Source organism: Methylobacterium nonmethylotrophicum (assembly GCF_004745635.1).
Taxonomy (GTDB): Bacteria; Pseudomonadota; Alphaproteobacteria; order Rhizobiales; family Beijerinckiaceae; genus Methylobacterium; species Methylobacterium nonmethylotrophicum.
In genome coordinates this window covers 211,435-231,045 of sequence record NZ_SRLB01000009.1, presented here as the reverse complement: position 1 = coordinate 231,045, position 19,611 = coordinate 211,435, and the positions used below count along the sequence as shown (strand labels likewise).

At 71.6% G+C, this 19,611-nt stretch carries 20 protein-coding genes; 10 read left to right on the top strand and 10 right to left on the bottom strand.

What is annotated here, in order from left to right:
- Positions 1-4: 4 nt before the first annotated feature.
- From EU555_RS14360 to EU555_RS14345, 4 genes are all read right to left on the bottom strand, one after another.
- Positions 5-796 carry an ABC transporter ATP-binding protein gene (locus EU555_RS14360; protein ID WP_245524300.1) on the bottom strand — a complete coding sequence of 264 codons (792 nt, stop codon included), beginning with the start codon at positions 794-796 and terminating at the stop codon, positions 5-7.
- Positions 793-2,121 carry a branched-chain amino acid ABC transporter permease gene (locus EU555_RS14355; protein WP_135415317.1) on the bottom strand — a complete coding sequence of 443 codons (1,329 nt, stop codon included), beginning with the start codon at positions 2,119-2,121 and terminating at the stop codon, positions 793-795. Before EU555_RS14355 ends, EU555_RS14360 begins: the two co-directional genes overlap by 4 nt.
- On the bottom strand, positions 2,118-3,071 hold the full coding sequence (locus EU555_RS14350; protein WP_135415316.1) for a branched-chain amino acid ABC transporter permease: 954 nt from the start codon (positions 3,069-3,071) through the stop codon (positions 2,118-2,120). The genes EU555_RS14355 and EU555_RS14350 overlap by 4 nt, the downstream gene beginning before the upstream one ends.
- A gap of 193 nt (positions 3,072-3,264) precedes the next feature.
- Positions 3,265-4,503: a branched-chain amino acid ABC transporter substrate-binding protein gene (locus EU555_RS14345; RefSeq protein WP_135415315.1), complete on the bottom strand. Its 1,239-nt coding sequence runs from the start codon at positions 4,501-4,503 to the stop codon at positions 3,265-3,267.
- Between the two features lie 234 nt (positions 4,504-4,737).
- Here EU555_RS14345 and EU555_RS14340 point away from each other — a divergent pair, with 234 nt between their 5' ends.
- From EU555_RS14340 to EU555_RS14325, 4 genes are all read left to right on the top strand, one after another.
- Positions 4,738-5,577: an IclR family transcriptional regulator gene (locus EU555_RS14340; RefSeq protein WP_135415314.1), complete on the top strand. Its 840-nt coding sequence runs from the start codon at positions 4,738-4,740 to the stop codon at positions 5,575-5,577.
- Positions 5,578-5,706: 129 nt separating this feature from the next.
- On the top strand, positions 5,707-6,465 hold the full coding sequence (locus tag EU555_RS14335) for an SDR family NAD(P)-dependent oxidoreductase (RefSeq protein WP_135415313.1): 759 nt from the start codon (positions 5,707-5,709) through the stop codon (positions 6,463-6,465).
- Between the two features lie 11 nt (positions 6,466-6,476).
- Positions 6,477-7,355 carry a beta-keto acid cleavage family enzyme gene (locus EU555_RS14330; protein ID WP_135415312.1) on the top strand — a complete coding sequence of 293 codons (879 nt, stop codon included), beginning with the start codon at positions 6,477-6,479 and terminating at the stop codon, positions 7,353-7,355.
- Between the two features lie 262 nt (positions 7,356-7,617).
- Positions 7,618-8,406 carry a lytic murein transglycosylase gene (locus EU555_RS14325; RefSeq protein ID WP_135415311.1) on the top strand — a complete coding sequence of 263 codons (789 nt, stop codon included), beginning with the start codon at positions 7,618-7,620 and terminating at the stop codon, positions 8,404-8,406.
- Positions 8,407-8,471: 65 nt separating this feature from the next.
- Here EU555_RS14325 and EU555_RS14320 read toward each other — a convergent pair whose 3' ends face one another.
- The 5 genes from EU555_RS14320 to EU555_RS14300 form a co-directional block, all read right to left on the bottom strand.
- Positions 8,472-9,605, bottom strand: a complete 1,134-nt coding sequence (locus EU555_RS14320) for a DUF2778 domain-containing protein (protein WP_135415310.1) — start codon at positions 9,603-9,605, stop codon at positions 8,472-8,474.
- 198 nt (positions 9,606-9,803) lie between these two features.
- Positions 9,804-10,157, bottom strand: coding sequence for a hypothetical protein (locus EU555_RS14315; protein WP_135415309.1), 354 nt, complete (start codon positions 10,155-10,157; stop codon positions 9,804-9,806).
- On the bottom strand, positions 10,157-10,771 hold the full coding sequence (locus EU555_RS14310) for a S8 family peptidase (RefSeq protein ID WP_167858546.1): 615 nt from the start codon (positions 10,769-10,771) through the stop codon (positions 10,157-10,159). Before EU555_RS14310 ends, EU555_RS14315 begins: the two co-directional genes overlap by 1 nt.
- 494 nt (positions 10,772-11,265) lie before the next feature.
- Complete coding sequence (glmS, locus tag EU555_RS14305; RefSeq protein WP_135415307.1) at positions 11,266-13,092, bottom strand: glutamine--fructose-6-phosphate transaminase (isomerizing); 1,827 nt, start codon at positions 13,090-13,092, stop codon at positions 11,266-11,268.
- A gap of 238 nt (positions 13,093-13,330) precedes the next feature.
- Positions 13,331-13,885, bottom strand: coding sequence for a fasciclin domain-containing protein (locus EU555_RS14300; protein WP_135415306.1), 555 nt, complete (start codon positions 13,883-13,885; stop codon positions 13,331-13,333).
- 267 nt (positions 13,886-14,152) lie between these two features.
- Between EU555_RS14300 and EU555_RS14295 the strand changes: the two genes are divergently transcribed.
- Together EU555_RS14295 and deoC are read left to right on the top strand one after the other, a co-directional pair.
- Complete coding sequence (locus EU555_RS14295) at positions 14,153-14,416, top strand: hypothetical protein (protein ID WP_135415305.1); 264 nt, start codon at positions 14,153-14,155, stop codon at positions 14,414-14,416.
- A gap of 93 nt (positions 14,417-14,509) precedes the next feature.
- A complete protein-coding gene (gene deoC / locus EU555_RS14290) occupies positions 14,510-15,190 on the top strand; it encodes a deoxyribose-phosphate aldolase (protein WP_245524299.1) in 681 nt (226 codons plus the stop codon).
- Between the two features lie 122 nt (positions 15,191-15,312).
- Here deoC and gph read toward each other — a convergent pair whose 3' ends face one another.
- Positions 15,313-16,059, bottom strand: a complete 747-nt coding sequence (gph, locus tag EU555_RS14285; protein ID WP_135415303.1) for a phosphoglycolate phosphatase — start codon at positions 16,057-16,059, stop codon at positions 15,313-15,315.
- A 238-nt stretch (positions 16,060-16,297) separates the two neighbouring features.
- On the opposite strand from gph, the gene EU555_RS14280 reads away from it, so the two are divergent.
- From EU555_RS14280 to EU555_RS14265, 4 genes are all read left to right on the top strand, one after another.
- Entirely contained in the window at positions 16,298-16,723 is a 426-nt protein-coding gene (locus EU555_RS14280; RefSeq protein ID WP_135415302.1) for a hypothetical protein, read from the top strand.
- Between the two features lie 271 nt (positions 16,724-16,994).
- Positions 16,995-17,705, top strand: coding sequence for a ribose-5-phosphate isomerase RpiA (rpiA, locus tag EU555_RS14275; protein ID WP_135415301.1), 711 nt, complete (start codon positions 16,995-16,997; stop codon positions 17,703-17,705).
- Positions 17,706-17,772: 67 nt separating this feature from the next.
- Positions 17,773-18,333: a DUF2059 domain-containing protein gene (locus EU555_RS14270; RefSeq protein ID WP_135415300.1), complete on the top strand. Its 561-nt coding sequence runs from the start codon at positions 17,773-17,775 to the stop codon at positions 18,331-18,333.
- Between the two features lie 113 nt (positions 18,334-18,446).
- Positions 18,447-19,610, top strand: coding sequence for an O-antigen ligase family protein (locus EU555_RS14265; protein WP_342636476.1), 1,164 nt, complete (start codon positions 18,447-18,449; stop codon positions 19,608-19,610).
- The last annotated feature ends 1 nt before the right edge of the window (position 19,611 follow it).

Below are 19,611 nucleotides of genomic sequence, written 5' to 3'. Positions count from 1 at the left end.
GCGCTCACGCGGCCTGCTCCCCGGTGGCGACGCCGAGATAGGCTTCCTGCACGGCGCGGTTCTCCCGGATGCGGGCGGGCGTGTCGGTGGCGATGATCCGGCCGTAGACCAGGACCGAGATGCGGTCGGCGAGCCCGAACACCACCGCCATGTCGTGCTCGACCATCAGGAGCGTGCGCCCGGTCGTCACCTCGCGGATGAGCTGGGTCGCGTGCTCGCTCTCGCTGTGGCTCATGCCGGCCATCGGCTCGTCGAGGAGGATGACCCGGGCGTCGCTCGCGATCGCGATGCCGATCTCGAGCGCCCGCTGCTCGGCATAGGCCAGCAGCCCCGCCGCCACCGAGGCGCGGTGGCCGAGGCGGATGCGCGACAGGATCTCCTCCGTGCGCTCGGCCACCCCGGGCAGGCTCTCGACCCCGCGCCAGAACGAGGGGCCGTGGCCCATCGCCCGCAGGACCGCGCTGCGGACGTTCTCCCACACGGTGAGCTTGGGGAAGATGTTGGTGACCTGGAAGCTGCGGGCGAGGCCGGCCCGGTTGATCGCCGCCGGGCGCCAGCCGGTGATGTCGCGGCCCTCGAGCCGAATCGTGCCGCTCGTCGGCGCGAAGCGGCCGCTGATCAGGTGGAACAGGGTCGACTTGCCGGCGCCGTTCGGGCCGATGATGGCGTGGCGCTCGCCCGCAGGCACGCTCAGGTCGACGCCGTTGATGATCTTGGCCGGGCCGAAGCTCTTGTGGACGCCCGACAGCGCGATCGCGGGGCTCGTGCTGCCGGGACTCATGCTGCCGGGACTCATGCCAGCTTCTCCTTGGCGGCGGCGGAGGCCTCGTGCCAGGCGGCCGCCACCCGCGGCAGCACGGCCCGCAGGGCGAGCGCCCCCCCGGCCGCCATCGCGCCGGCGACGAGCCAGGGCAGGATTCGGGCGGCGTCGAGCGGGATGCCGGCCAGGCTCATCTCGGTCCCCTCGGACGCCTTCACGAGCACCCGGAACGCCATCTCGATCAGCGCGATGGTGCCGGCGATGAGGAGCAGGAACGGACCGAGCGCGAGCAGGTAGGCCGGGAGCAGCCGGTGGGCGGTGCCGGCGCGCAGGAGCGGGCCGTGCATCAGGGCGAGGCCCGCGATGCCGCCGGGGGCGAACATCACGATGGCGATGAACAGGAGCCCGAAATAGAGCTGCCAGATCTCGGTGAGGTCGCTGAGCGAGACCTGGAGCAGTGTCACCACCACGGCGCCGACCACCGGGCCGACGAAGGTGCCGATGCCGCCGATGAAGGTCGCGAGCAGCACGACGCCGGACTGGTGCACCCCGAGATAGGCCGAGTTGGCGATCTCGAAGTTGATCGCCGCCAGCGCGCCGGCGACGCCGGCGAACATCGCCGACAGGCAGAAGGCGGTGACCCGGATCGTCTGCGGCTCGTAGCCCAGGAACTCGACCCGCTCCGGGTTCTCGCGCACGGCGTTGCACAGCCGTCCGAGGGGCGTGCGGGTGATGGCGTACATCGCGATCGCGCAGATCAGGCACCAGGCGGCGATAAGGTAGTAGACCTGGATCTGCGGCCCGAAGCCGATGTCGAACAGCCGCAGCATCTTGGTGCGGTTGGCCGTGATGCCCTCCTCGCCGCCGAAGAAGCTGTGCAGGATGTGCGAGCCGGACGAGACCAGTTCGGCGATGCCGAGCGAGATCATGGCGAAGACGGTGCCGGCGCGCCGGGTCGAGATCATCCCGAACAGGATCCCGAAGGCGAGGCCGGCGAGCCCGCCGACGATCGGCATCAGCGGCAGCGGCACGGGCAAGCGGTTTGCCGCCACCACGTTCATGGCGTGGACGGTGAAGAAGGCCCCTAAGCCGTAATAGACCGCGTGGCCGAAGGACAGGAGCCCGGTCTGGCCGAGCAGCATGTTGTAGGACAGGGAGAACACCACCATGATGCCCATCAGGCTCATCATGGTCAGCGCGGTGCCGCTGGTGAAGACGTGGGGCGCCGCGACCAGGATCCCGGCCGCCAGGAGCCAGGGCAGCACCTGGGCGGCGAGGCTCGCGCCCCGCGGGCGGATCGACGAGCGGGCGCCAGCCTGCGCCAGGGTCCCGGACGGCGCGATGTCGGCGAGGTCGCTCATGCTTCGCGGTTCCCGAGCAGGCCGGTCGGCCGCGCGATCAGCACGAGGACCAGCAGGAGGTAGGGGATGATCGGCCCGACCTGGGCGATCGTCACGTTCCAGAGATCGCCCAGCACGCCGCCCGACGGCGCGGCGGTGATGCCGACAGCCTGGAGCACGCTGGCGACCGAGACGTCGAGCGAGATCGCGAAGGTCTGCACCAGCCCGATCAAGAGCGAGGCCGCGAAGGCGCCGGTGAGGGACCCTAAGCCCCCCACCACCACGACGACGAACAGGATCGGCCCGAGCAGGCCCGCCATGTTGGCCTGGGTCACCAGCGCCGGCCCGGCGATGACGCCGGCGACCGCGGCCAGCCCCGTGCCGACGCCGAAGACCAGCATGAACACCTTGGGCACGTCGTGGCCGAGCATCGCCACCATGTTGGGATGGGTGAGTGCGGCCTGGATGATCAGCCCGACCCGGGTGCGGGTCAGCACCGCCAGGAGCGCGATGAAGATCGCCACCGAGATCACCAGCATGAACAGCTTGTAGGCCGGGTAGTTGGTGCCGAAGACCGTGAAGGCCGGGAAGTCGAGGATCGCCGGGACCCGGTAGTCGACCGGCAGCTTGCCCCAGACCATCTGCACCACCTCCTCGATCACGTAGGCGAGGCCGAAGGTGAAGAGGAGTTCCGGCACGTGGCCGTGGCGGTGGACGTTGCGCAGGCCGTAGCGCTCGACGAGCGCCCCGAGACCGCCCACCAGCACCGGGGCGGCGACGAGGCCGACCCAGAACCCGGTGAAGCGGCTGATCTGGTAACCGAAGAACGCGCCCAGCATGTAGAAGCTGGCATGCGCGAAGTTAAGCACGCCCATCATGCTGAAGATCAGGGTCAGGCCGCTCGCCATCAGGAAGAGCAGCATCCCGTAGAGCACGCCGTTCAGCGTCGAGATGATGACGAGTTCGAGCACGCGGGGGTCTCCTGCCGGGGCGGGGCCGGGATGCGGGGTACCCGACAGGCGTGTCCCGCCGGCCCTGGAGTGTCAGGCTCGCCCTTTCCCGGGCGATCGAAGCGTCAGCGGACGGAGATACGGGAGACGGTCGTGAGCAAACCGGAGCGGTGCGGCACCCTGTCGAACCGAGGCGCCGCCCATCCCCTCGCCGTCAGCTCGGCCGGTCCATCTTGCAGGTGGTCGGCAGCAGCGTGTCCTGGGCGCTCACCTCGCCCGTCCCGGTCCAGCCCCAGCCGGTATTCTCGCTGTCGAGCACCTTCGCGGTGTCGACGGGTCCGAAGCGCGAGATGTAGATCGGCTGGAAGATCTGGTGGTCGTCCGGGCGGATGAAACTGTCCTTGCCGTAGAGCGTGTCGTTATGGATCGAATCCATCGCCTTGGCGACCGCCTTCGGGTCGGTCGACTTGGCATTGAGCGTCGCCTTGGCGAGGATGTTCATCAGGTTGACCACCCGCGGATAGGTCAGTTCCTGGCCGGTCTTGGCGCGGAAGGCGGTCTCGAAGTCGTGGCCGGCCTTCGATTCGATGTTGGCGTAGCCCTCGGCGATCTGGAACACGCGGTCCGGCAGGTTGGCCTGCTTGATCGCTGTCGGGCCGCCGGCGCCGCCGCCGTAATAGGTGTAGAAGTTGGCCTGCAGCCCGGCATCGCCCGCCGCCTTGAGCAGCAGCGCCATGTCCTGGGCCCAGTTGCCGGTGATGACCGTGTCGGCGCCCGAGGCCTTGATCTTGGCGATGTAGGGCGAGAAGTCGTTGACCTTCTGCAGCGGCGCCACCTCGTCGCCGACGATCTGGATGTCGGGCCGCTTCTCCTTCAGCATCGCGCGGGCGGCGGCGCGCACCGCCTGCCCGAACGAATAGTCCTGATTGATCAGGTAGACCTTCTTAACCTCGGGCTTGCCCTTGATGTAGTTGGTCAGGGCCTGCATCTTGATGTCGGAATTGGCATCGAAGCGGAAGTGCCAATAGTTGCACTTCGCGTTCGTCAGCGCCGGATCGACCGCGGCATAGTTGAGATAGAGGATCTCCTTGCCGGGATTGCGGTCGTTGTACTTGCCGACGAAGTCGATGATGGCGGCGCCGACCGAGGAGCCGTTGCCCTGAACGATCACGCGGGCGCCGGAATCGATCGCCTTCTGGATCTGGACGAGGCTCTCCTGGGGGTTGAGCTTGTTGTCGTAGCCGGTCACCTCGAACTTCAGGTCGGGGTTCTTGGCGTTGATCTGCTCGGCCATGAACTGGAAGGTCCTCAGCCCGGCCTCGCCGGTGCTGGCCCCGCCGCCGGAGAGCGGATCGACGAAGGCGATCTTCAGGCTCATCGGCGCGGCGAGCGCGGTCGAGGCCGCCAGGGCGACGAGGCCGGCGGCCGTGATGCGCGCGAGGGTCTTGACCAAGGCGTCCTCCTGGAATGACGTTCCGGGCCCGTGTTCCGGATCGTTGGGGCGCGCCGCGTTCGGCGTCGCCGGCGGGTCCGCGCCCGCTTGGCCCGACACTGCCTTCGTGTCCGGGATGGGTCAAGATGCGAAATTGTGATCCGCATCGCGAAACATGTTGCCGAGCCGGCGCCGTGTCGTCACCCTGTGAGGGATCCACGGCGGACCAGCCGCGGGCGACGGGGAGGCGGCAGCATGGCACAGGCGATGGCAGCGCGCGCCGGCGCGACCACCCGGGACCCGGTCGCCCCGGACGCGGCGGAGTCCGAGGACGGCGACCGGCAGTTCGTCACCGCGCTGGCCCGCGGCCTCCAGGTGCTGCGCGCCTTCCGGGACGCGGCCGAGATGCTGGGCAATCGCGAGATCGCGGCCCGCACCGGCCTGCCGAAGCCCACCGTCTCGCGCCTGACCCACACGCTCCTGTCCCTCGGCTACCTGGTGCACGACCCGCAAGGCGAGCGCTACGGCCTCGGGCCGGCGGTGCTGGCGCTGAGCGCCGCCTTCCTGCGCCAGAACTCGTTCCCGCAGATGGTCAAGCCCTTCCTGCAGGACCTCGCGACCGCGGTGCAGGCGCATGTGGCGCTTGGGCTCCTCGACGGACTGTCGAGCGTCTACGTCCAGCTCTGGCGCGGCCAGGGCCAGCGCATCGTCCTGTCGAGCGAGGTCGGCTATCGCCTGCCGCTGGCCCGCAGCGCGATGGGCATGGCGACGCTCTCGAGCCTCGACGAGCCCGAGCGCAACGCCCTCCTCACCCGCCTGCGCCGGGACGGCGCCGACGGGATGCGGCTCGACCAGACCTATCGCCGCTGCGCCCAGGAGATCGCCGAGCACGGCTTCTGCGTCGGCGTCGGCATCTGGCACCAGGACATCAACGCCGTCGCGGCGCCGATCCACGCCCCGGGCGGCCGGGGCCGCTTCGCGGTCAACATCAGCGGCCCGGCCTTCCTGCTGACCGAGGAGGTCCTGCGCCGCGACACCGGCCCGAAGCTGATGGAGACGATCGCGCGCATGCGGGCCCTCGGGATCGTCGATTGAGGCCGGACGGGCGTCGCACATGGGGGCCGCGTTCCCAGCGCAACCCCCGATGCACGAACGAAGCTGGACAAGCCCCGCCCGCCCCTGCCACTCTTCCGCGAAACACCGTTTCGCAGGGTGGAAACTCCAATGATCAAAGCGGATCTGAGCGGGCGCTCGGTGCTCGTCACCGGCGGCGCCTCCGGGATAGGGCTCGCGGCCGTCACCCTGTTCGCGGGGTGCGGCGCCGACGTGGTGCTCAACCACCTCGCCGAGGATGCCCGGGGGCCCGAGGCCGCCGCGCGCCTCGCCGCCGAGGGGCTGAAGGTCCGGGCGCTCGCCGGCAACGTCGCGCTGCCGGGCGAGGCGGAGGCCATGGTCGGGCGCGGGATCGACGCCCTCGGCGGCCTCGACATCCTCATCAACAACGCCGGCACCCCGGCCTCGACCACGCCGATCGACTTCGCCGACCTCGACGCGATGACCGAGGATTTCTGGCAGACGATCCTCTCGACCAACCTGATCGGCCCCTATCGCTGCGCCCGCGCAGCCGCCCCCGCCCTGCGCCGGCGCAAGGGCGCCATCGTCAACACCGCCTCGGTGGCCGGGCTCGGGCGGCGCGGCTCCAGCATCGCCTATTCGGCGAGCAAGGCCGGGCTCGTGAACCTGACCCGCAGCCTCGCCCGGGCGCTCGCCCCGGAGGTGCGCGTCAACGCCGTGGCGCCGGGCCTCGTCGAGACGCCCTGGACCGAGACCTGGCCGGCGGAGCGCAAGGCCGAGACCCTGTCGCGCACGCTGCTGGCGCGGCTGGCCAAGCCCGAGGACATCGCCGAGGCGATGCTCTTCCTCGCCGCCGGCGCCGCCTACGTCACCGGCGAGACCCTGGTGGTCGACGGCGGCATGCTCTGAGGGAGGCTCCCATGTCGCGCAAGACCGTCATCACCTGCGCCCTCACCGGCTCGTTCGACACGCCCTCGAAGAACCCGGCCGTGCCGGTGAGCCCGCAGGCCATCGCGCAATCGGCGCTCGACGCGGCGGGAGCCGGCGCCGCGGTGGTCCACATCCACGTCCGCGATCCGAAGACCGCCAGGCCCAGCATGGAGCTGGCCCTCTACCGCGAGGTGGTGGAGCGGATCCGCGAGAGGAACGCCGACGTCGTCCTCAACCTCACCACCGGGGCCGGCGGCCGCTTCGTCGCCGGCGATCCCGACCCGTCCGTGGCGGGGCCCGGCACCACCCTCGCCTCGCCGGAGGCGCGCACCCGGCACGTCACGGCGCTGAAGCCCGAGATCTGCACGCTCGACGTCGCGACGATGAATTTCGGCGAGCACGCCTTCATGAACACGCCCGCCCACCTGCGGGCGATGGCGGCGCTGATCCGCGAGGCGGGGGCGAAGCCCGAGATCGAGGTGTTCGACCTCGGCCAGATCGAGCTCGCCCGTCACCTCCTGGCGGAAGGCCACCTCGCCTCCCCGCCCCTGTTCCAGATCTGCCTCGGCATCCCGTGGGGGGCGCCGGCGACGCCCGAGACCCTGCTGCAGATGCGCGACCGCCTGCCCCGGGACGCGGTGTGGTCGGGGTTCGGCATCTCCCGGGCGGAGTTCCCGATGGTGGCGCTCGCCGCCACCGCCGGCGGCCACGTCCGGGTCGGGCTCGAGGACAATCTCTACCTGTCCCGCGGCCAGCTCGCCCCGAGCAACGCGGCGCTCGTCGAGAAGGCCGTGAGCCTGCTCGCCCATCTCGACTGCGCCCCTGCCAGCCCGGCCGAGGCGCGGGCGATCTTCGGGCTGTCCGCCTGACGCCGCGTGCGTGGCCGGACGGACACAGGCGCGGACTTTTCTCCTTCCGGTGCGGTCCGCGCGCTACTTGCCCGCCTGATGATCCCGGCCACGCTTCCCCCAGGAGAACAGCCGGGATCGGGCGCGTTGCAGTTCCGCCGTAAAGATTCCGCAGACGGCCGCATTGTAGCGTCGCCCACCGGGCAGGCATCGATTGCCGGAATGGGAGCCGCGGCGGCCCGACGTCCCGAGGCCTGCGGCGCGCTCCGAAGGAGTGTTTGGGATGATCAGAAGCGGTTACCGGAAGGCCCTGATCGCCGCGGGCCTCGCGGTGCTGGCCGGCGGCGCCGAGGCCGCGCAGTGCGGCAACTCGGCCGCCGGGTTCGAGGCCTGGAAGCGGGAATTCGCCGATGAGGCCCGCGGGCGCGCCAGCCCCGCCGCGATCTCGGCGCTGATGAGCACCTCCTATTCCTCCGCCACCATCGCGGCGGACCGGGGCCAGAAGAGCTTCCGTCTCTCCCTCGAGCAGTTCATGGCCAAGCGCGGCGGGCCGGCGATCATCGCCCGCGGCCGGGCGATGAAGCGGTCGCAGGCCGCGCTGTTCGACTCGATCGAGCAGCGCTACGGCGTGCCGCCGGGCCCGCTCCTGGCGATCTGGGGCATGGAGACCGGCTTCGGCGCGGTGAAGGGCAACGTCAACACCCTCTCGGCGGTGGCGACGCTGGCCTATGATTGCCGCCGCTCGGCCTTCTTCACCGACCAGCTCTACGCCGCCCTGACCCTGGTCGATCGCGGCATCCTGACCGCGAGCACCCGCGGCGCCGCCCACGGCGAGGTCGGCCACACCCAGTTCCTGCCGAAGAACGTGCTGAACTACGGCACCGGCGGCAGCCTCGACAACGCCGCGGTGGCGCTCAACTCGACGGCGAACTTCCTCAAGGCCCATGGCTGGCGGGCCGGCGCCGGCTACCAGCCCGGCGAGCCGAACTTCGCGGCGATCCAGGGCTGGAACGCCGCCTCCGTGTATCAGCGTGCCATCGCGATCATCGGCGCCAAGATCGACGGGGAATGAGCGTTTCCGCCTAACAGCGCTCCGGGAGGGCTCGCCCTCCCGGAGACGACCGTCCTTGTCCCGCGTCAGCCGCGGGTGGCGCGGTCCGCAGGGCCGCCCCGGCCGATCAGCGGGAGGTCGCTGCCGCCGCGGCCCGGCACCACCACGAGGCGGCGCACCTCGCCGCGCAGGAAGGCCTGCAGGAAGCGGTCGTAGTTCCGGAACGAGACGCAGCCGTTCGAGGCGCCGCTCGGCCCGAGCATGTAGGTATGGGCCAGCAGGCCGACCCGGTTGTGGACCGCGCCGCTGCCGCCGACCGGGTTGAGCCGGATGGCGCGCACGCCGTGGAACAGCGCCTCGCGCTCGGTGAGGTCGTAGGTGCCCGGCGGCGTCGCGCCGCGCATCTTCAGGTGGACGTTGCGGGGATCGTCCATATGCGGCCCGAGGCCCGAATGGGCCTCCAGCGTCTCGCCGCCCGGCAGCGTCACGGTGCGGGCGCTGATGTCGTAGATCGCGACGCCGGGGCCGGCGCTGAGGCGCGGGCGGGCATCGAGGTTGCCGGGTGCCGCGTAGGCAAGGGTCTGGGTCGGCGCGCTCCCGCCCCCTCCCCCGAAGATCCGCTCGAGCAGCGACGGCTCCTCCGGCAGCGCGGCCTTGAACACGCTCTGGGTCGAGGCCAGGGCCTGCTGGCCCGAGCGCCGCGGCAGGCGTGTCGCCAGCAGGGTCTGGGACGGGGCCGGCGGACCGCGCAGCTCGGGCGGGCGCGGCACCGGCAGAGGCACGGCCGCGAGAGGCGCAGCGGCGACTGGGCCGGGTGCGGGCGGCGGCGCTGCGGGCGGCTCGACGGTCACCGGCGGGGCCTCGGCGAGGCGGGGCGCCTCGGGCGGCGGGGGGGCGATCAAGGCGGCGAGAAGCTGCCCTGCCGCGGCCGGGGCGTCCCGGGTGAAGCCCGGGGCGTCGCGCCCGAGAGTCGGGAGCGGCGCCAGCATCCAGCTGAGCTCGGCCGGGTTCACCCCGGCGAAAGGCGCGTCGGCCTGGCGGGCCGGCGCTGCGGGCGCCAGCGCCGCAATCATTTGAGGGTTCGTTTCCCCCGGCATCAGCCCGGCCGCAATCCCGATTCCGGCCAGCACGACGGTGAGGCCGAGGATCCGCCGGTTGCGGCGGCGGCGACGGACGGAGCCCGGGGCGAAGCGACCCGACGAATACGCGACGAGATCCATGCGGCCTGTACTCGATGGCTTGTCCCGCACGGACTTGCCCAGCCGGCCGCGGGCGCACGAACGCACCCGACGGACCGGTGAAGTCGGCCGTTTAGGAAAGGATCAACCTTAAGCCATCGTATTGAGGCGGATTTTGGTTAATCCCGACTAAATGAGAACGGCCGGATCCCAGGAATTCGCACGCACCGCTGCCGCGCCTCACTCCGCGATAACGGCCTTGACCCTGGCGGCCCGCTCGATGCGCGCGGCAAGACGGGGCGTGGCGACAAGCTCGACCATGCCGAACGCGGTCGGCTCGCCGAAGCCGCCCAGCTCGCCTTGCAGGTGTTCGCGGGTCACGAGGGCCCGAAGAGATTCCAGGTCGTTCGCGGTCTTGCGCACGCGTTCGTTGACGAAAGCCGCGCGTCCCGCGGCCTCCTTGCCGGTGTTCTCCTTGGCGGCACTGCCTTTGAAGACGACCGTGTAGTGATGCATGTCTGCGCGGCCCGGCTTGGAACCGGGAAGGCCGACGGGTTGCAGCGGCGGATTGGATCTGCGGCGAGCCGTCGTCATCACACGTACCGCGCGATCTGAACGGAGCGCCGGCCGCTCCTGACCGTCTGCGCGTTGGCCAGAAGCATCGCCCGCAGAGCCGCAGCGGACAATGTGGGAGAACGACACAGGTAGAGCGCGGCGATGCCCGCCACGAAGGGCGCCGCCATGCTGGTGCCGTCGAGGGGGCCGTAGAATGATCGGTTCGCCATGTCGCGTTCGAGGCTCGAATAGATGCCCACGCCGTAACCGTAGATGTCAGGCTTTCGCGTTCTTGGCGAGGTGCGGCTGCCGGAAAACGGTGCGACGAGGCCATTGTGGTCCACGGCACCGACGCCGAGAGCATCCGAGAAGCCGCCGGGATAGCCGAAGCGTCCCGGTCCGTCGTTTCCGATCGCCACGATCGGAAGGACGTTGGCCTGAACGAGCGTCTGCAGCACCGCTTCCATGGCGCGCAGGCGTCGCCTGTACTCGCTCGGCGGGATATCCGGCACGCCGGTCGATGGGAACCCGAGAGAGAGGTTGATGACCGCCGGCTTGTCCGCGTTGGCCTGCGAGGTGAACTCCTGGAGCAGCCAGTTCAGGCCGTAGACGACCCGGATCAGACTCGTGCGCGCCGTCTCGCTCTCGATCACGGAGGCCACCATCAGCTCGGGAACGCGAACTTCGGAACCAGCAGGACACCGGCACCGTCCTTGCCCGCTGCCAGAACATCAGCCTGGGAGAGAAGTGTCGTCATGGATCGCCGATCAGTGTCACCACAAGTGTGACAACCCGACGTTAACGCCCTCTTTCCTTAAGGGAAGCAGCAGATCGATGTGAATGAGCAACAGCCATCATGTTTCCTTATTGAATACGCAAAACTGTTTTCCTTCGATGAAAAGGTGACATCGACTGTCGAGACAGCGAATGTCAGCACGATAGCCGAGATGATTATAGTTATTGAATTTCGTAATATCGCGAAATTATTTGAATATTATAGATCGCATTGATGATGGAGCGGCGCGATCGATGTCGATGCTTCTTCTTATCGATCGCGAGAATGAAAGAACCGGCGACGCGTCGATCGCATCGCCGGTTGCAAGGACATCGTCATAGCGACGCGACGGCGCGACGCCGGCGATCTCCCTCACTCCACGGTGACGGACTTCGCCAGGTTGCGCGGTTGGTCGACGTCTTTCCCGAGCACCACGGCGGTGTGGTAGGCGAGCAGTTGCACCGGCACCGCGTAGACGATCGGGGCGACGACCGGATCGAGGTCCGGCATCATCAGGGTGGCCATCGTGTCGAGGCCGGCGGCGTCGGCGCCGCTTGCATCCCCGATCAGCACGATCTTGCCGCCGCGGGCCGCCACCTCCTGCATGTTCGAGACGGTCTTCTCGAAGGTGGCGTCGTGGGGCGCGATCACGATCACCGGCACGGCGTCGTCGATGAGCGCGATCGGCCCGTGCTTCAGCTCGCCGGCGGCGTAGCCCTCGGCGTGGATGTAGGAGATCTCCTTCAGCTTCAGCGCGCCCTCGAGGGCCATCGGGTAGGCGGTGCCGCGGCCGAGATAGAGGACGTCGCGGGCCTTGGCGATCTCGCGGGCCAGGACCTCGATCTCGTCCTCGCGCTTGAGCGCCTCGGCCATCAGGCCCGGCACCTTGATCACCGCATCGACGAGGCGCTTCTCCTCGGCCTCGACGAGGGTGCCGCGCGCCCGGCCCGCCGCCAGCGCCAGGCAGAGCAGCACCGTGAGCTGGCACGAGAACGCCTTGGTGGAGGCGACGCCGATCTCGGGGCCGGCGAGGGTCGGCACCACCGCGCTCGCCTCCCGGGCAATGGTCGAGGTCGGCACGTTGACCACCGCGAGCGTGTGCTGCCCTTGCGATTTCGCGTAGCGCAGCGAGGCCAGGGTGTCGGCGGTCTCGCCCGATTGCGAGATCACCAGCGTCAGCCCGCCCTTCTCCAGCGGCGGCTCGCGGTAGCGGGTCTCGGAGGCGACGTCGATCTCGACCGGGAGCCGGGCCAGCGTCTCGAACCAGTACTTGGCGACGAGGCCGGCATAGTAGGCGGTGCCGCAGGCGGTGATCGAGATCCGGTTGAGCGTGGCGAAGTCGAAGGGCAAGGCCTCCGGCAGGGCGACCCGGCCGGCGGCGAGATCGACGTAGTGGGCGAAGGTGCGGCCCACCACCTCGGGTTGCTCGTAGATCTCCTTCGCCATGAAGTGGCGGTAATTGCCCTTGTCGACCAGGAAGGCCTGCGTGGCGATCTTCTGGCGCGGGCGGGCGACGACGTTGCCGGCGACGTCGCGGATCTCGGCGCCGTCGCGGGTCAGGATGGTCCAGTCGCCCTCGTCGAGATAGGTGATCTCGTCGGTGAAGGGGGCAAGCGCCAGGGCGTCCGAGCCGAGATAGGTCTCGCCGTCGCCGAAGCCGACCGCGAGCGGGGCGCCGTGGCGGGCGCCGATCAGAAAATCCTCCTCGCCGGCGAACAGGAAGGCGAGGGCGAAGGCGCCGCGCAGGCGCGGCAGCGCCGCCTCGACGGCCGAGACCGGCCCGAGGCCCTTGCGCATCAGGTGGCTGACGAGCTGGGCCACCACCTCGGTGTCGGTCTCGGTCTCGAAGACGCAGCCCTCGGCGGACAGCTCCGCCTTCAGCTCGCGGAAGTTCTCGATGATCCCGTTATGAACCACTGCCAGGCGCTCGGTGGCGTGCGGGTGGGCGTTGGTCTCGTTCGGACGGCCATGCGTCGCCCAGCGGGTGTGGCCGATGCCGATCGCGCCGGCGAGCGGGTTCTGCAGCAGCTTGAGCTGGAGGTTCGACAGCTTGCCCTCGGCGCGCCGCCGCTCCAGCCGCCCGGATTCCAGGGTGGCGATGCCGGCCGAGTCGTAGCCCCGGTACTCCAGCCGGCGCAGGGCGTCGACCACCTGTCCCGCCACGGCATTCCGGCCGACGATTCCAACGATCCCGCACATGCTCACCGCCTCGCCATTCGCTCGCGGAGCGTCCCGATGCGGGACGCCCCGGCCATTCCGCGGGGAGCAGCGGCAGGAATCCTGCCGCGCCGCACCCGCCACGCTGTGATGCCGTTCTACCGGACCGGCCGGCGCGCCGGCCAGTCAACTTCCGTAACGGTTTGTGACGGCCAAGGTTCACGCGACGGCGGCGCGAGGCGCGGCGGCCGGGCGGGCCTCCCGCCCGGCTGACGGGGGCTCAGGGCATCAGCACGGTGTCGATGACGTGGATCACGCCGTTCGACTGCATGACGTTGCCGATCGTCACCCGGGCGGTGTTGCCCTTGTCGTCGGCCACGAACAGCCGCTTGCCCTTCTGCATCACCGTCAGGGTCTCGCCCGCGGCGGTCTTCAGGTCAGCCTGGCCGCCGCCCTTCTTGACCAGCCCCATCAGGTCCCGGGCGGTGTAGGTGCCGGGCACGACGTGGTAGGTCAGGATCTTCGTGAGCGTCGGCTTGTTCTGCGGCTGGACCAGCGACTCCACCGTGCCGGCCGGCAGCTTGGCGAAGGCGGCGTTGGTGGGCGCGAACACCGTGAAGGGCCCCGGGCCCGCCAGGGTGTCGACGAGGCCGGCGGCCTTCACGGCGGCGACCAGGGTGGTGTGGTCCTTCGAGTTGACCGCGTTCTCGACGATCGACTTCGAGGCGTACATCGGCGCGCCGCCGACCATCGGGTTCTTGGCCTGGGCGCTGCCTCCGGCCGCCGCCAGGGCGAGGGCGAGGACCAGGGTGCGGGCATGGGTCCGGATCGTCATGGGGTGTCGTCCCGTCTCTCGTGTCGGCCCCGCTCTCGTCGGGGTCGGGGGCCGGTACGGAAGGCCGGACGGGAAAGTTTCAGGCCGCCTGCGATTTTCTCGCGTCCCGGGCAGGATCGCCGGGCGCACGCCGCAGCCGGGGTGCTTCGGCGAGCCCGCGGCGCCATGCTCCACCCGGGTGTGCGGCACCTTCCGGGACCCGGGGCGTTGGGGCCCGGCATGCGCCCGCACCCGGCGGGCCGCCCCTCCCGCCCGAGGCCCGACCCGATGGCAGCCGAGACCCCCGACCTCTCCGACCGCGCCCTGTCGATCTTCGCCTTCGCGGCCTATCACCACCTGATCAGCGGCCAGCCGATCGCGTCCGTGGTGCGCCGGGACGGCAGCGGCCACCGCGCCGACCCGGACGGCGTCGCCGAGGTGGAGCGGCGCGGCCTCGCGACCTTGAGCGACGACGAGATCACCTTCACGCCCCCGGGCGTGGCTGTCGTCGAGCGGGTCGTGGCGGCGATCCGGGGGGCCGGCGGGCGCTGACCCGGGCGGCTTGACGGCCTGCGCGCCGCGATGGGATCTCCCCCGGCGGCCGCCCGGCATCAGGCCGGGCCGCCCCCGAAGGGAGATGTCGCCTTGGACGCGTCCTCGGCCGCCGGCCTCGCCGGCCTGATCGATCACACGCTCCTGCGGGCCGACGCGACCGCGGCCGAGGTGCGGCGCCTCTGCGAGGAGGCGCTGGAGCACCGCTTCAAGGCGGTCTGCGTCAACCCGGTCCATGTCGGGCCGGCGGCGGAGATCCTGGCCGGCAGCGGCGTCGCCGCCTGCTCGGTCGTCGGCTTTCCGCTGGGCGCGGTCACGCCCCAGGACAAGGCCGCGGAGGCCGCCGGCGCGGTGAGCCGGGGCGCGGCGGAGATCGACATGGTGATCGCGCTCGGCGCCCTGAAGGAGGGCCGGCACGACGCCGTGCGGGACGACATCGCGGCGGTGCGGGCCGCCTGCCGCGACCGGGTGCTGAAGGTCATCATCGAGACCTGCCTGCTCGACGACGCGCAGAAGCGCCTCGCCTGCACCCTCGCGGCGGAGGCCGGGGCCGACTTCGTCAAGACCTCGACCGGCTTCTCGACCGGCGGGGCCACCCTCGGGGACGTGGCCCTGATGCGCGCGAGCGTCGGCGACACCCTCGGGGTCAAGGCCTCGGGCGGCGTGCGCACCCTCGAGGCCGCCCGCGCGATGATCGCCGCGGGGGCGACGCGGCTCGGCACCAGCTCGGGCGTGGCGCTGGTGACGGCCGGGACGGCGCCGGGCGAGTACTGAGCGGAACGGCATGGAGGGAGCTTGCCGGGGCTCTCGTTCTCGGCATCACGCGCCGGTGTGGTCGCGGGTTCGGCACCGGCCTGTGACGGTGACGGCCGGCGGCAGGATGCCGAGGGAGCCGCTCAGCTCAGGCTCTGCACCGGCCGTTTCGATTCGCCCGTGACGGACGACGCGTGAGCGGGAGAGAGCCGCTGCACCGCATCGAAGAGCGCGTCGAAATGCTGGATCACCAGGTCGGGCTCCAGCGCCTCCACCGGCACGTCGGTGTAGCCGAAGGGCACCGCCACCACCGGGATGCCGGCCGCCTTGGCGGTGGCGACGTCGGTGCGGGAATCGCCCACCATCACGGCCCGGGCGGGGTCGCCGCCGGCGCGGTCGATCGTCTCGGTGAGGTGGCGCGGATCGGGCTTGAAGTACGGGAAGGTGTCCCGGCCGCAGATCGCCGCGAAGCGCGAGCCGACGCCGAGCAGGTCGAGGAGCCGGACCGAGTGATCCTCCGGCTTGTTGGTGCAGACCGCGAGCCGGTAGCCCGCGGCCTCCAGCCGGTCGAGGGCGGCCTCGACGCCGGGAAAGAGGTGCGAGACGTCGCAGAGGTGCTGGCCGTAATGGGCGAGGAAGACCCGGAAGAGCTCGTCGAGCCGGCCGGGCGTCAGCTCGCGCCCGCCCGCCGCGAAGCCGCGCTGGATCAGCGCCCGCGCGCCGGCGCCGATCAGCTCGCGCGCCTGCGCCACAGCGACCGGCGGCAGGCCCTCCCGCTCCAGGATCACGTTCAGGGTGCCGATGAGGTCGCCCGCAGTCTCCGCCAGGGTGCCGTCGAGATCGAACACGACGATCGGCGGCCGGGCATCGGGGGGCGTGGCTGCGGGCATGGGGTCTCGCTGGCTGGCGGAAAGGTGACGAGGCTCCCATACAGCCCCTCCATGCGGGGCGGAACCCGGGGCGTCGCACACCCGCTTCCACCGCGCGAGTGCCGATCCCGGCCGAAGAAGCCCGACCGAACAAGCCCGGCGCAAGGCGGCCTGCGCTATACCGTGGGATCGAAGGCGATCCAGGCCCGGCGCCGCGCGCGCGGCCCGTCGTCGAGGTGGTTTCGAGGAGCGTCGCGCCATGGGCGGGAGAGCGGGATATCGGGTCCGGGCGGTCGGGGTCGGGGCGGGCCTTCTGATCGCGGCGGGCATGGCTGATGCGGCGCAGGCGGCGTCCTACGAGTTCGTGCCGGCGCCGCAGGCCGACCTCAACCGGGTCTACCGGGTCGACAAGGCGACCGGCGAGGTCATCTCGTGCCAGTACGGCCTGCAGGAGAACACGATCGGCACCACCCTGTGCTTCGGCCCCGGCGAGGGCGCGGGGCCGCAGGCCCCGTCCGAGTACAGCCTGGTCGCCTCGCGCCATGTGCGCGAGGCCGGCGTGTTCCGGGTCAACCAGCGCACCGGCGCGATGAGCATCTGCTACGTGCTCGACGACGCCGTCGTCTGCACGCCGCAGGGCAATGCCGGCAGCGAGGTGGGCCGGGCGGGGGCGGGCAAGCCCTGAGATCCGCGGGATCGCCCATCCCCGGGTTGCCCGACCACGACCTCGTGACGCCGCGCCGTCGCGGGCGGTTCCAAGGCCGCTTCCGCCTCCTCGAACCGCGTGCTACGGGGCCTCTCGATCAACGGGGCCGCCGGTCCGGACGCCCCTCCCGCCCGAAGCTCGCCCGCGCGGCCGGCCCCGGGACGGATCCGAGAGACGAACCGCGCCGAGATCCCATGCTGATTCCCCGTCAGCCCACCCGCCGCCTTCGCCGCAGCCGCGGAGGCCGAGGTTGAGCCCCGCCGAACTCAAGCGCGCCGCCGCCGCCCGGGCGGTCGGCCTCGTCGAGGACGGCATGCGCCTCGGCCTCGGCACCGGCTCGACCGCGACCCTGTTCGTGGAACTCCTCGGCGAGCGGGTGCGGGCCGGGCTCTCGGTCGTCGGCGTGCCGACCTCCGAGGCGACGCGGCGGGCCGCCGAGGCCGCCGGCATCCCGCTCACCACCCTCGACGACACCCCGGAGCTCGACCTCACGGTCGACGGCGCCGACGAGATCGACCCGGAGCTGCGCCTGATCAAGGGCGGCGGCGGCGCGCTCCTGCGGGAGAAGATCGTGGCGGCGGCGAGCCGGCGCATGGTGGTGATCGTCGACGGCGCCAAGCGCGTCGAGACGCTGGGGCGCTTCCCCCTGCCGATCGAGGTCGTGCCCTTCGGCCTCGGCGCCACCACCCGGGCGGTCGCGGCGGCGATCCGGTCGGCGGGCGCCGCCGGGCCCCTCGCTCTGCGCCGCGGGCCCGACGGCGCGCCCTTCCTCACCGATGGCGGCCACCTGATCCTCGATGCGGGGCTCGGCCGCATCCCCGACCCGGAGGCGCTGGCCCGCGCCCTCGTCGCCGTGCCGGGCGTGGTCGAGCACGGCCTATTCATCGGGCTGGCCACCGGCGCGGTCGTGGCGGAGGCGGCCGACGGCCAGCCCCGCATCGTCACCCTCGGGGCGGCCTGACCCCCGCCCGCCTTCCCCATCACGACGGCCCTCCCCTTGCGGGCGCCGCCTTCCCGGAGAGAAACCGATGTCCCCGCGCCGTTCCCGTGTGCTTCTGGCGGGCCTCCTCGCCGCGACCCTGTGCAGCCCGGCGCTCGCCCAGCAGAAGGCGGCGCCCGCGGCCCCGGCCGCCCCCGCCCCCGCCCCCGCCGCGCCGCAGCCCGGAACGATCACGCCGAGCCACCTCGCGCTGGCCAAGGAAGTGATGCTCTCCTCGGGCATCGCGCGCTCCTTCGACTCGATCCTCCCGGCCTTCGGCGAGCAGATCAAGCAGGCGGCGGTCACCCGGCCCGAGCTGACCAAGGACCTCAACGAGGTCATCGACAAGATGCAGCCCGAGCTGGAACTGCAGAAGCAGCGGATCATCGACATCGCCTCGCGCATCTACGCCACCAAGCTCACGGAGGCGGAGCTGCGCGAAATCGCCACCTTCTTCCGCTCGCCCTCCGGCAAGCGCTACGTCGAGACCCAGCCCCAGGTGCTCGACGAGATGGTGCAGGCGATGCAGACCTGGACCCAGGAAGTCTCGGAATACATGATGGTCCGGGTGCGGGCCGAGATGGGCAAGCGCGGCCACCAGCTGCAGTGACCGCACGGACGGAGCAAGGGGCCGCGCAAGAGGCCGGACATGGGGCCGGAGATGGGACCGGACATGGGGCCGCGCGCGGGACGGCCGCGACGCTCGATCGTCTCGGCGCCGTCGTGATCGCGGCGCTGCCGGCCTGCATGGCGGCGGCGAACCGCTCGAGCCCGGTCGTGGTCGGCCTCGCCGGGCTCCTGCTCCTCGCCGGCGCCGCGGCGGCGGGCCGGCCCCTGCGGGCGCTGCTGCTCTCGCCGCTGGCGACCCCGGCGGGCCTCGCCGCCCTCGCGTTCCTGGCCTGGTGCGCCGTGAGCCTCACCTGGAGCCCGCTGCCGGGCCTGTCGCTGCGCACCCTCTCGGAATTCCTGCCGGCCCTCGCCGGCGCCTACCTGGTGGCGCGCCTCGCGCCGCCGCACCTCGCCCGCGTCGCCGGGCCGGCGGCCTGGATCCTCGCCGGAACCTGCCTCTACGTGGTGGCGGACCTCGCCTCCGGCCTGGTGATTCGCGAGGCGCTCGGCCAGCGCGTCGCCGCCTTCGCGTTCAACCGGCCGCTCCTGACCATGATGCTCGTGGTGTTCCCGCTGGCGGCCTGCCTTGCGGCGAGCGGCCGGCGCGGCCTCGCGGCGCTCGCGGCGGCGGCCTGCGCGGTCGCCGCCTGGCGCTCGGTCAGCGGCGCGACGGTGCTGGGGCTCGCCACCGGCGCCCTCACCTACGGCGCCGTGCGCTGGCTGCCGCCCCGGGCCGGGCTCGGCCTCGCCGGGGCGGCGCTGCTCGGCGCCCTCGTCCTCGCCCCGGTCGAAGGCGACCTTCTGGCCCGCACCATGCCGGAGGCCCTGCACCAGCGGCTTGCCGGCAGCAGCACCCGGGCCCGGGTCGCCATCGCCCGCAGCTTCGGGGCGGCGGTGGCCGCCGATCCCTGGCGCGGCGCCGGGTACGGCACCAGCGGGCGCTTCCAGGACGCGCCGGTGGCCCAGCGGCTCGAGCCCGAGATGCGCTTCATGCTGGCGGTCGGGCACCCGCATAACAGCTTCCTGCAGGTCTGGGCCGAGCTCGGAATCGTCGGCGCGGCCCTCGCCGCCCTGGTGATGGCCCTGACCTTGCGGGCGCTCGGGACCTGGCCGGCAGCGGCGCGGCAGGCGGGCCTGGCACTCCTGGCGTCGGCCGGGATCGTTGCCTTCGTCGAGCACGGCGCCTGGCAGGCCTGGTGGACCGCCGGCGTCGGCGCGGCCATCGCCTGGCTGCGCGCCCTGCCCTATCACGTCGAAGATCCAACGGACGAGCGGTGAG

Bases quoted from the DNA above. Each gene is read 5' to 3' on its own strand.
- EU555_RS14360 (WP_245524300.1), bottom strand. From the start codon at position 796: ATGAGTCCCGGCAGCATGAGTCCCGGCAGCACGAGCCCCGCGATCGCG.
- EU555_RS14355 (WP_135415317.1), bottom strand. From the start codon at position 2,121: ATGAGCGACCTCGCCGACATCGCGCCGTCCGGGACCCTGGCGCAGGCT.
- EU555_RS14340 (WP_135415314.1), top strand. From the start codon at position 4,738: ATGGCACAGGCGATGGCAGCGCGCGCCGGCGCGACCACCCGGGACCCG.
- EU555_RS14335 (WP_135415313.1), top strand. From the start codon at position 5,707: ATGATCAAAGCGGATCTGAGCGGGCGCTCGGTGCTCGTCACCGGCGGC.
- EU555_RS14330 (WP_135415312.1), top strand. From the start codon at position 6,477: ATGTCGCGCAAGACCGTCATCACCTGCGCCCTCACCGGCTCGTTCGAC.
- EU555_RS14325 (WP_135415311.1), top strand. From the start codon at position 7,618: ATGATCAGAAGCGGTTACCGGAAGGCCCTGATCGCCGCGGGCCTCGCG.
- EU555_RS14320 (WP_135415310.1), bottom strand. From the start codon at position 9,605: ATGGATCTCGTCGCGTATTCGTCGGGTCGCTTCGCCCCGGGCTCCGTC.
- EU555_RS14315 (WP_135415309.1), bottom strand. From the start codon at position 10,157: ATGACGACGGCTCGCCGCAGATCCAATCCGCCGCTGCAACCCGTCGGC.
- glmS (WP_135415307.1), bottom strand. From the start codon at position 13,092: ATGTGCGGGATCGTTGGAATCGTCGGCCGGAATGCCGTGGCGGGACAG.
- EU555_RS14300 (WP_135415306.1), bottom strand. From the start codon at position 13,885: ATGACGATCCGGACCCATGCCCGCACCCTGGTCCTCGCCCTCGCCCTG.
- EU555_RS14295 (WP_135415305.1), top strand. From the start codon at position 14,153: ATGGCAGCCGAGACCCCCGACCTCTCCGACCGCGCCCTGTCGATCTTC.
- gph (WP_135415303.1), bottom strand. From the start codon at position 16,059: ATGCCCGCAGCCACGCCCCCCGATGCCCGGCCGCCGATCGTCGTGTTC.
- EU555_RS14280 (WP_135415302.1), top strand. From the start codon at position 16,298: ATGGGCGGGAGAGCGGGATATCGGGTCCGGGCGGTCGGGGTCGGGGCG.
- EU555_RS14270 (WP_135415300.1), top strand. From the start codon at position 17,773: ATGTCCCCGCGCCGTTCCCGTGTGCTTCTGGCGGGCCTCCTCGCCGCG.